Origin of the sequence: uncultured Psychrobacter sp. (assembly GCF_947488565.1) — a bacterium.
Lineage (GTDB): Bacteria > Pseudomonadota > Gammaproteobacteria > Pseudomonadales > Moraxellaceae > Psychrobacter > Psychrobacter saeujeotis.
This window is the reverse complement of the sequence record NZ_CANKZC010000011.1, coordinates 1-10,952: the sequence shown is the minus strand read 5'-3', so window position 1 is coordinate 10,952 and position 10,952 is coordinate 1. Positions and strand designations below refer to the sequence as shown.

Annotated in this window: 8 protein-coding genes and 1 pseudogene; 3 read left to right on the top strand and 6 right to left on the bottom strand. The window is 38.2% G+C overall.

What is annotated here, in order from left to right; all coding sequences use genetic code 11:
• The 4 genes and pseudogenes from Q0890_RS13540 to Q0890_RS13525 form a co-directional block, all read right to left on the bottom strand.
• Positions 1-92, bottom strand: a pseudogene (locus Q0890_RS13540) (resolvase); the annotation flags it as partial.
• Positions 93-198: 106 nt separating this feature from the next.
• Positions 199-2,823: a DEAD/DEAH box helicase family protein gene (locus tag Q0890_RS13535; RefSeq protein WP_299222034.1), complete on the bottom strand. Its 2,625-nt coding sequence runs from the start codon at positions 2,821-2,823 to the stop codon at positions 199-201.
• A 5-nt stretch (positions 2,824-2,828) separates the two neighbouring features.
• On the bottom strand, positions 2,829-4,523 hold the full coding sequence (locus tag Q0890_RS13530) for a site-specific DNA-methyltransferase (RefSeq protein WP_299222031.1): 1,695 nt from the start codon (positions 4,521-4,523) through the stop codon (positions 2,829-2,831).
• A gap of 59 nt (positions 4,524-4,582) precedes the next feature.
• Complete coding sequence (locus tag Q0890_RS13525; protein ID WP_299222028.1) at positions 4,583-4,924, bottom strand: mobilization protein MobS; 342 nt, start codon at positions 4,922-4,924, stop codon at positions 4,583-4,585.
• 256 nt (positions 4,925-5,180) lie between these two features.
• Here Q0890_RS13525 and Q0890_RS13520 point away from each other — a divergent pair, with 256 nt between their 5' ends.
• Together Q0890_RS13520 and Q0890_RS13515 are read left to right on the top strand one after the other, a co-directional pair.
• Positions 5,181-7,262, top strand: coding sequence for a MobA/MobL family protein (locus Q0890_RS13520; protein ID WP_299222025.1), 2,082 nt, complete (start codon positions 5,181-5,183; stop codon positions 7,260-7,262).
• Positions 7,263-7,570: 308 nt separating this feature from the next.
• The gene (locus Q0890_RS13515; protein ID WP_299222022.1) at positions 7,571-8,500 is read left to right on the top strand and encodes a RepB family plasmid replication initiator protein; all 930 of its coding nucleotides are present in this window, start codon (positions 7,571-7,573) and stop codon (positions 8,498-8,500) included.
• A gap of 24 nt (positions 8,501-8,524) precedes the next feature.
• Here Q0890_RS13515 and Q0890_RS13510 read toward each other — a convergent pair whose 3' ends face one another.
• Positions 8,525-9,022: a plasmid replication DNA-binding protein gene (locus tag Q0890_RS13510; RefSeq protein ID WP_299222019.1), complete on the bottom strand. Its 498-nt coding sequence runs from the start codon at positions 9,020-9,022 to the stop codon at positions 8,525-8,527.
• A gap of 594 nt (positions 9,023-9,616) precedes the next feature.
• Between Q0890_RS13510 and Q0890_RS13505 the strand changes: the two genes are divergently transcribed.
• Positions 9,617-10,252, top strand: a complete 636-nt coding sequence (locus Q0890_RS13505) for a hypothetical protein (RefSeq protein ID WP_299222017.1) — start codon at positions 9,617-9,619, stop codon at positions 10,250-10,252.
• Positions 10,253-10,352: 100 nt separating this feature from the next.
• Here the strand turns inward: Q0890_RS13505 and Q0890_RS13500 are convergent.
• Positions 10,353-10,952: recombinase family protein (locus Q0890_RS13500; RefSeq protein WP_299222014.1), on the bottom strand; the 600-nt coding region annotated here is incomplete at its 5' end.

Sequence of the window (10,952 nt, the reverse complement as noted above, 5' to 3'; positions counted from 1 at the left end):
CCATGATCGTTGGCAAATGCTATGAGTTCGCTTTTGGCACGCTTAGCGTCTTGTTCTTTGGTAGACGCTCGTAGATACGCTCTGATAAACATAAACACCTAAAATAGTCTATTATAAGTGGTTCCATTATAGCAGTCTGTTTTAAGTAGTCTGTTAATAGGTTTGAAGGGTGAAATAGCTGGTTCCCTTGGGGTATACCTATAGTAACTCCTGAAAGGCAGGAGAGAATTCTTTTACATGATTGTCATGATTGTAGAAAGGCAAACCCCAAACTGTGAAGCCCTTATTTTCCCAAAGCTTATCTATTTTGTGCCTAGATTGAAGTTCCAACAAGAAATTTTGCTTCCAAATATCATTGGCGATGAGGTGACCACCCTTAGGCTCAATAAATACCTGATAGTGCAGCTCATAATCCGCATCTTTTTTCGTAAGAAGTAACACAAAATCCGGTTCAAAAGCCCTTCCGTCTTCAAAAGAATAAAGCTTAAAGTGCTTTTCATTCCTCAGTAAGAACACATCATCGTATTTTTGCTGTAGCTCATTCATCATACTGTCTACGAAGCGAACTAAATATTTTTCCTCAGATGTACCATAGTTTTCATTAAACGCGAACCAGTTACGAGTGGACAGATCTAGGTATAACTCAGGATTACTGGTTTCTTTTTGACCCACCCCAAACTCTTGATTCGTCTGCCCCTCATTCACAATATTGAGTATTTTATCTTTCTCATAAAGGTGATTTATGGTTTTAGGTATAAATTCTTCTGAGCCCTTATAATCTATACGGTTTTCGTTGAGCTTTTCAGCAATGTCAGCTAAAACCTTCTTAGTAGCATTCAGCTTCTCTATTTGGAATAGGTTCTCCAAATCATCCTTATTGCCGCTGATAACCACCTTGATGTTACCTAAATAGCTCGGAGACTCTATAAACTCATTGATAGACCTTAGGTTAGGGAACAGCTTTTTTAACTCATTGAACTTGTATGCAGGAATTGAAGCTAGTGCTTTCCTTACGAGATGAGCCCCAAAATCTAAGACACGAAACGTTCTGTTATCCGTGTTTAAGTTTCTAGTCTTTGATTCCTCAAATACAGATAACTCACTCGAGCGCCCCGTTCTCAAGGTATATGAATGTTTTGTATTGATGATTGAGTCATTAAGCCCTACTACATCTGATCGATCATAAATCTCGCGTCTATTAACATATATGAAGCCAGTTTTAAAAAGACGAGTTTGCTTAAAGCTATCCTTTAATCTCAAAGGTAGCTCTAAAGTTATTTTCGCTTTGATGCCTAGCTCTTGCAATGCTTGGTTAAGCTCTTGGATATACTTAGGGTTATGTGCTGAATGATAATAAAGTTCTTCACAAATTTTTAGCTCATGAGCGTCTATCGTGTCATCCAATATATCGTACTTTCTTTGATATAGAGGCTGTTCATCATTCACCCGAAAAGGACAATAGCGAGCCCCACGACCGATAAGCTGTGCTTCTTGAAGGGTTGTCTTACCTACCTTGTTACTTCTTGAGTCGCGTGTGTCATATAAACGCACGATATCAAATAGATTAAGGACGTCCCAGCCTTCATTCAGCTTATCGACTGCAAAGACCGCACGAATCTCATTATCGGCATCCTCTAAAGAGTTTAACAATATTTGCTGGCTTTCAAGGTTCTCCTTACTGTTAACCTCGATGGTTTTCTCAATAGAGAAGTCTTCTTTAAGCTCTAGTGCCAAGTCTTCCAGACGAATACCGTTAGTATCAAAGAACTCAAATGCCTTACGAATGATATTGTTGCCAACTGCTAAGTTCTCGACTTTTTCTAAATCGTCTTTGCTGATGCTACTCATTGCCTCAACAAAAGCCTTATGAAAAGCTTTGCTTTCAGCGATTGTTTTGGACTTAAAAAGCACTACTGGCTTGATCAAAATCTTATTCTTTTCAAAAATCTTTCGTCTATACTGACTTAGAATGATAGCTTGTATCGCTCTATCTAAAGGCTCGCTATCAGCTTGTAGTACTTTCACCTCTTTAGAGTAAAGGTCTTGTCTAAACTGCTTTAAAGGGTAATCAAAAAGTACGATATCTTGGTATTTCTCTTGAATAGCCGGTTCAGTGAGATCAGCAGTAGCGGTGAACTCCAGCATCACATTTTCTGAATGGGCATTAAAAATGTCCCGAACTGTACTTTCCCAGCTTACTACAGCAAAAAGCTCTTCATTGTTTTTCTTGCTTTTGGTTTCAGCATTGATGTGATGCGCTTCATCTGCAATCAAAACCACCTTGTTATCCTCAAAATCTTCCATCGATAGCGCATTTTCTTTAGGGTTCAGCATCACAGTGTGAAGCCCTTGGATAGTGGTAAACACTATATTGATATCGTCAGAATTGTTTGAGGCAAAATTATCAACCTCCCTAATCCTAACTTGCTCACCATCTATATTAATAGTGTCGCTAAAAAGGTACTTAGAAGACGCCTTGTTTAGAAAGTTCTCCTTTGTCTTTTTGATGATATTGGTACTATTTACGAAGAATAGGAAGTTCCGGTAGCCTCGCTTGTAGAGCGTTAAGATTTCTCCTGCCATGATCAGAGTTTTACCTGAACCAGTGGCCATGTGGAATAGCACGTTTATAGGCTGGTTTTTCGGCTTGTTTGCATAACTATCGAGATAAAACTCAAAGCGCCCAAATGCCTCTTTTTGATAAGGTCTAAGCTCAAAATTAGGATTAATGTTGTCAGTTATATAATCCGGAACTAAGCTAGAAAAAGCCTGATCGCCCATCATTTTTTTGTGATTACTAAATATCTCGTGAAGCATCATCATATTATTCACACACCGTAGAACTGCTTGTTATATTTCTTGTCTAGCTCTGATATGCCATTTGCTTCATCATCAATTTCAGAGTAGTTCACATATAATTGATTCTTATCAATCACCTCAATCAGAAAGCGTTTTTGGTCTTCAAGAGTAAGCTCATCGAATGACTGTATGTTTTTATCAAACGACTTGGGATCAACTTTATAGGAAAGATTGGAGCTTTCTTTGAGGTCATTCCAGATAGCAGCAAGCTCTTCTGAATTTTTTGCTTGCTCGATACGATCAGAATATTTCGAAGCAAGTTCAGCAAGTTCGCAGTACACAAAAGAACCGCCACCCTGCCAATTGACTTCTTTAGATATACCTTCCAGGTCTCCAGCAATAACGTTTTTTAACCGGTTCACTGTAATATCGTTAATGTAATCCATCTGTTCGATACCGATGTACCTTCTATTTAACTTATGAGCCGTCGCTGCTGTAGTCCCACTGCCAAGATGATAGTCAAGGACTATACCGCCCTCAGGGCAAGAAGCCTTTATTATTCTTTCTAAAAGTTTTTCTCGTTTCTGTGATTCAAAATTAACTTTCTCTTTTGCCGAATTGTTTAGTTTGTCTAAGTCCCAAACATCATCAACTACCACACCTTTTTCTAGAACATCTTCAATAAACATTTTTACTTTTTTGCCATTTCCGGCGTCAGATAATACATACTCGCGACCATCCTCATCTACCGAGAGCTTCTGCTTTCTTTTTTTAACATACTCCTCTTTAGAAGCCCACTTTTCAAAAAAGCTCTCGAAATACTGTAAGTCGCTTTTCCCATACATAAATATCGTATCGTGCCTATGCTCAAACCCTGTTTTTAGTTTTTTATTCCAACCGCTGTAACGCCAAATAATATCATTCCTGAAATTGCTTTCACCAAAAATCTCATCCATCAGTACTTTTAAGTAATGGCCTTCATTGTGATCTACGTGAACGTAAATAGTCCCTCGATCACTTAATAGGTCTCTTGCAACCTCTAATCTATTTTTCATAAAGGTTAGCCATGTAGAACGATTAAATTTATCGTTATAGCCAAACGAATCATTTTCAGTGTTAAACGGGGGGTCAATATAAATAAGGTCAATCTCTCCTAAATACCTTTCTTTTAAGGTATAAAGCGCTAATAAATTATTACCTTTGATAATTAAATTGTCTTTTTTATCAAAGGTGAAATTTGAATTTTTACCACTTGCATCATACTTAGAAAAATTACTTAAGGCTTTAGGCGCAATTAGAGTGTCGACCTGCTCAGGCGCAAGTGTTTTATTCCAAAAAACCTCTTGTCTCTTCTGTTCTTCCTTTGTCTGTCCACCTTCCAAAACGCAGTCTTTATATGGCCATACTAGAACCACATCTTTACTATCATCCAAGTACTTACTATCGACAGATAAGCCGATTTTATTTTTGAATCGTGTAAAGCTGTCTGGTAAAAAGGATTTATTATTCACAAATCGCTGAAAGGCGACCTTATCGAAAATAAGAGTACCATCTACGTCCGTGAAAAAATGGCTCTTAACTTTAGGGTTGGATAGAAGCAGCTTAAGAAGTGATGGATCTAAGCTTAAAGCTAGCTCTACTACTTTATTTTTAGCTAGTTTTCCATTAATAGTAAGACGTTCATCGGTAGATAGTAATTCTGTAAGCTGTTCTAATAAGTTCATTTGTAAGCCATAATTGTGTAAAGAGAAGAGTGTATTTTTTAAAAGATAATCTTATGCTTCTAGTTCTTATAAAGACCGTCTAGCATTGAATTACTACTGCCAATTGTATCGTCAGGGTTTTTTTCTTCATCGTTTGTCATGCTACCTCCTAAACTAACAACAAGGTCGCTTAGAAGCTTTCTATCTGTTTCTCGTGTCAAGAACTTAGGTAGGTTTTTAGCAGTATAGTCACGTAAGTCATCAACGGCATTATCTTCTAAAGCTTCAATAAGGAAAGCTCCTAGTAATATCTTTTTTCTTGTAAGTTTCTTATCTAATTTAGCTTTTTCACGCGCAATCTTCTGCTGTAATTCGTTAATGCGTTGTTGCTCTTTCATATCGCTACTATCGATCAAACTCATAATTATAACCCTTATTTAAGCTATCTACTCATATTAAGACTATAGCAAAGGCACTCATATTTAACAATTCTTTATGATATAGTTAATTGACGGAAGGTTGAGTCCCACTGACTAAGTGCGAGTTTTCGACTTTACAAATGTTTATCCCTAACGGTCACACATTTATAAAATCAAAACATCGGCAGGGGCAAAGCCCCCACACCCCCGCACTACGAAAAGACGTAGTGCTAAAAAGCAAAAATATGAGTGTTTAAAATTGGCTATTTTTATCGCATCGACTAAATCAATATCACGAGGTAGCGGACAAAGTGCCGTTGCCAGTGCTAGCTATCGTTCAGGTGAGGTTTTAAAAGATGAGCGTTACGGTAAGACGCATGATTACTCTAAACGCTCAGGTGTCATGAGTGCCGATATTATTTTACCGTCAGCATTAGCTGACACAGACGTTACTATTGATCGTAGCGATTTATGGAACAAAGCAGAGAGCGCAGAAAAAAGAAAAGATGCGCGAGTGGCTAGAGAGTGGTTGGTCAATTTACCGCATGAGTTAAGCGAACAAGATCGCAAAGACATAGCACATAGGTTCGCCCAGACCCTAGCGGATCGTTACGGCACGATTGCTGATTGTGCTATTCACAAGCCGACTCAAAAAGAGATTGATCGAGGGGCTGATCCTAGAAACTTCCATGCCCATATCATGTTTACCACGCGTACCGCTAAGCTTAACGATAATAACGAGATTGTACTGACCGATAAGGCGACCATTGAGCTGTCCGATAATAAGCGACGTGAGCTTGGCATGGAGCGCGTCAATGTTGAAATCAAAGAAGTACGGCAACTGTGGGAACAGATCGCTAATGAAAAACTGGCCGAGTATGACCATGAGCTGATTGATTCGCGCAGCTATGCCGATCAAGGCAAAGATATTGAGCCGCAGCTTAAAATGGGTTCGGTGGCCACGAAGATTGAGCGTGACGCATACGAGACCGCAAAAGCGGCGGCAGAAGAAAAAGGCGAGGTATTTAACGGCATTGCGCCAGTGACGATTAGGGGTGAAATCAACGCCATGATCGCGGAGCGTAATAGATTAGTGCTAGAAGCGTCCAATAGAATTATTTTCGAGCAGCGAGATTATGATGAACGACTTGAAACAACAAAACGATATATTAATCGAGCGGATCAAAGAATTAGAAACACAAAACGACAAATTGAGCGAACAGAACAAGATATTGAGTGGTCAAGTAAACGATGCAAGAACCTACCAAACTGGATTAATGGAAACCACGAAGCCATTGAAAGCAACACAAAAAGATATTCAGGCACAGCACAAGCAAATGAAAAGCTCACACAAAGAATTGACAACACAAAACAGTCAATTAAAAGCATCACTGAAGCTATCGGAAGATCAAATATTGAAATTAACAGCGCAGTTGAACAAAGCGCCAGACCAGCCCCAAGCCCCTTTGACGACAACTACAGTCGAGCCTTTTATGAGCGAAAAAGACGAATTGATCGAGAGCTTAGAGAGTACGATAGACAAGCTAAAAGAGAAAGTTACGCAGATGAGAAAGAAAATAATGATCTTAGAGCGACGTTAAACGCTTTTGCTCATCGTTTAATGACTCGACACCATGAAAAGTTCAGCTTGCGCCCAGGCTTTCGTGATAATCCTGCTGACTACCCTGAAAAATTTGACTATCGGCAAATCAAAGTCCTTGATCGCTTCGCTAATGAATTGGGTTTAACCAACGATTTTGATAGCTTCAGAGAGGAACAGCAGCGCATTGCGGACTTGTTTACGTTTGACGTGATGCAAGACAACCTGAATGCCATGGATATATTGATTAACAGACAAAAAGAACGTAAAAACTATCACGAGGTCACAGCCGATTTTGATGCATTCATTACGAGCTTAGATGCTAGCAGAACAGCCAAAAACAATGAATTGCAAGGCCCATTGGGTCGTAGTGACATTAGCCGAATGACGGCAGAAACGCTAACAGCTGTCAGTTATTTAGATAACATTGAGCAGTACATAAACAAAGAAACCACCGCTAACGAATGCAAAATATTAGCTCAGGAACATATCAGCGATATTCTAAAAAGAACATCTATCCAGTATGAACTTGCCTATCAAGGATTAAGAACATTAGATAGTAACGAGAGCGTCCAGAAGCATGCTAGAGCGCTTGAATCCAGTTTAAGTGGGTTTAATACCAAATATGCTGATAAGTTGACTGAGAGCGATATCAAGAGCATTAATAACGGACTGGAAGTTCTCAGTCAGAAGTTAGAGATTACTAGACCTATAAATCGACCCTCTCCTTCTCCTTTTTAATCTTATCCACAACTTTTTTATTCACCCGTTTCTTTAAAGGTTTTTATTTACTCCTGTTTACTCCTGTTTACTCCTGTTTAAGAGGCCTTTTTACCTTTTAAAATCAATATGTTACAGAGAGAATAAACACAAAATGAGTAGAATAAACACAAAATGAGTAGAATAAACACAAAATGAGTAGAATAAACACAAAATGAGTAGAATAAACACAAATAAAAATTTATGATACTATTTATGGTTTTATATGCTAAAGTAAAGCTTAGTTATTATTGGAAATAACAGTATATTAAGCAGGGATTCGAAAAAATATGGAAAACAATCTAGTTGTACAATCCAATGAGCTTGTCCTAGCAGCTTATACCATGACCACTAAAGAGAAACAGCTTTTATTAACTTGTATTAGTCGTATTGATAGTAGACCCGATGCGCCAAACATTACTAAGCAAACCAAGTTCACAGTGACAGTCGAGGAAGTAGCAAAGATATTCTATAACGATAGTACTAAGAAGAATGCTTTTAGAGATTTAGAGCAAGCTAGCAGTCGGCTTTTTGATAGAGAAGTTCTGATAGCACTGGAGGATAATAAAACGCTTCGTACCCGCCTTGTTAGCGGCGTTCTTTATGATCCCAACGGAGAGCAGATAACAGTAACATTTGCAGAGGATGTACTGCCTTATTTGACACAGCTGAAAGCTAACTTCACAAAATATAGGCTGATGGAGGTATCTGAGCTATCAAGTATTCATTCGATACGCCTATATGAATTAATTGTTTGTTGGGTAGGTCAGTATCAATATACTAAAGCTATGAATTTAGATGATTTTCGCTACGTTATGGGCATTAAAGGTAAGTATAAGCAATTTGGACAGCTTAGAGAGCGTGTGATTGACACTGCTATAGATGAAGTCAATGAGAGTACAAACTACAAGGTCACTGTTGAGTATCACAAAAAAAGTAGAGGCAAAGGTTATGAGGGATTAACGCTCAAGTTCCATCGGAAAACATTGGATAAACTAACCAGTGAAGATGGCACTCTGTCAAAAGCTACCATACAGTCTATAGTCGATAACCTGCAGTTTATGAATGACTATAATAATCATCCAAGCCTAAGTTATGACGGCAGAATGCATACTGATGCATTTAAGCGTGAAATGACTAATATCATCCAGCGAGAGCCTGAAAGTTTTAACAAGCCCAATAAAGCTTTAGAGAGCTATCTACCAAAGATTAAACACTAATACTTTGTCTAACATCCGTTATAGTCAAAAGAACCACCGTTTTTTCTTTTTGGGAGCATTTGCCGGTGTCATTGTTGATTTTTGTTCTGGCTGTGCCTCATCATCTGATGAAAGTTGCTTGAATTCTAGCAACCTCACTTGAGCAAAATCGTGAATACTAGCGTTGGCTTTATCCAGAGTCTTGTTTAGCTGACTAATCTGTTGTTGGTAATTCTCTATTAACTGCTTTTGATCACTGACTTGCTGTCGCAGGTGTTCATTCTTTAATTTCTCTAGCTCTAATTGGTGTTCAAGCTCTGTACAAGACTGTACAGTCTGACTGTCCAAGTGCGTATTATGAGGACTGTCCAGTGATTGTTCAGTACGTTTTTTGGACAAAGGCTCACCAAATACTCTAAGCATCTCCGCAGTATCAATTTTCTTGTCTGCTGTCCTAGAAAGCTCGCCATCACTGACTTTTCGATATATTGTGGTTCTCGATATACCCCATTCCTTTGCAGCTTTTGTCACTGATATGTTCATTGTTCACCTAGTATTCAGTTACGTTCTCTAATGGTTGTTCAATACATCTGTTCAGATCATTCAGTGAACAACTATCGCACTAACAACGTAGCGTCTAAACAAATTTTATATTTCAGTTAATAGTAATAGCCGATATTTAGAAACTATTGGAAACACCCTAGAAAAGCTAGGAAAAGGTTTACCTTATGTAACCAGTACGATAATATTGCGTAACATAGCTATTTACGCTTCAACTATATAGGATTTAAAAATATTATGTTTAATTTGAATAGAATCATTACTTTAATTACCGTAACTTTGTTTATGACTGCTTGTACCTCCACTCCTAGACCTTATCAAGTATCAACTTGGTATAAAGAAGGTATAACTAAAAGTGTAACTAACGACAAAATAGGTCATTGTAAAGTAGAGGTTGGGGCAAGCAATTTGTCACAAGAACAAGCTCGAAAGCTTGTCACCTACTGTATGAAGGCCGATGGATATAGATTAGTAACAGAAACTAAATATAGATAAAATTTAATAAATACTTTTTAGTACAAAATATTTTTAACAGACATGTTTAGTGGCACATCACAAACATTAGGGCTAAATTATATGAAGTTTATCCGAGTATTATCTGTAGTGGCATTTGGATCTTTGATTTTAAATACTCAAGTTCACGCAGGTGATAGATTGACGCATATTGATGACCTAGGTAGTTATCCAACACAGATGCAAGAAGAGTTTAACGATCTCAAACGAACATGCGCAGATCTTAATTTCGATAACCATCCTGATAGTTTTGACTATGACCCTGATAAAGGACGTCCCAGCTATTCTTATGGAGACTATGTTCCATTGTATGTAGAGCGAGGATTTATATCCAAAGCTGATATAACAGGTGACGGCACTGATGATTATATTGTTAATTACGGAAAGCTAAGTTGTGAATATGCTGCATCGGCATGGGCAACAGGTAATAATGCGCCGCATACAGTCTATATGGGTACACGTAGCGACAATGCTTATCGCCTTTATGAGCAATATAATATGGACTCAGAAGACTACCCTAAATTGATACTTAACAATCAAGGCTATTCAGATATTCAGCGTATCGGTATGGGTGGAGAGTGTGGCCAAAAAGGAAACTGGAGTGTGGCTGAAACGCAGTATTGCAAAGTCACAGAACGTTGGAATAAAGAAAATAGTGAAATGGACTTAGTTTCCATCAAAAACTTAAGTTATCTTTAGAGGTTTATATAGACAATAAAAAAGGATCTTTAATTGGTTAAATATTCTTTTTTATTGAAGCCCTCTAAAGCTTTGCACAACTATTATTTAGATTAGTTACCTACTTAGACTTCACCTCACTAGATAACAATGCAATCAACTGCCGTGAGCACTTAACTGTTTTTTGAATATCAGAATAGCTATGACCTGATTCGAGTAGGCTAGCGATAATTTTACGTTTTTCAGTATCTTTTCTACGTCCTAAATACTTACCTTCTGCCTTAGCACGAGCAATACCTTGCATCTGACGGTTACGGCGATCCTCATAGTCTTTTCTAGCAATAGCAGCGAGCATATCCAGCATCATCGAATTAATAGCCTGTAATACGCTACTCATAAACTCAGTGCTGTTTTCAGGTTGAAGCGCCATATATGAGGTAGGTAGCTCTTTTGATACGATAGATAGCTTCTTTTCTGATAGCATTCTTTTGAGAGTGTCCCAATCAGCTTGGTTCAAACGCGCTAAGCGATCAATCTGCTCAACTAAGATAACATCGCCCTTATAAGCATCTTCAATCAGCTGCATTAGCTTTGGACGTACTAGCGTTGCTCCTGATTCGTTTTCGACATAGAATGCCGCAATCTTGTGGCCATGATCGTTGGCAAATGCTATGAGTTCGCTTTTGGCACGCTTAGCGTCTTGTTCTTTGGTAGACGCTCG

Coding starts and splice junctions, on each gene's coding strand:
- Q0890_RS13510 (WP_299222019.1), bottom strand. CDS start 9,022: ATGAACATATCAGTGACAAAAGCTGCAAAGGAATGGGGTATATCGAGA.
- Q0890_RS13525 (WP_299222028.1), bottom strand. CDS start 4,924: ATGAGTTTGATCGATAGTAGCGATATGAAAGAGCAACAACGCATTAAC.
- Q0890_RS13535 (WP_299222034.1), bottom strand. CDS start 2,823: ATGATGATGCTTCACGAGATATTTAGTAATCACAAAAAAATGATGGGC.
- Q0890_RS13515 (WP_299222022.1), top strand. CDS start 7,571: ATGGAAAACAATCTAGTTGTACAATCCAATGAGCTTGTCCTAGCAGCT.
- Q0890_RS13505 (WP_299222017.1), top strand. CDS start 9,617: ATGAAGTTTATCCGAGTATTATCTGTAGTGGCATTTGGATCTTTGATT.
- Q0890_RS13530 (WP_299222031.1), bottom strand. CDS start 4,523: ATGAACTTATTAGAACAGCTTACAGAATTACTATCTACCGATGAACGT.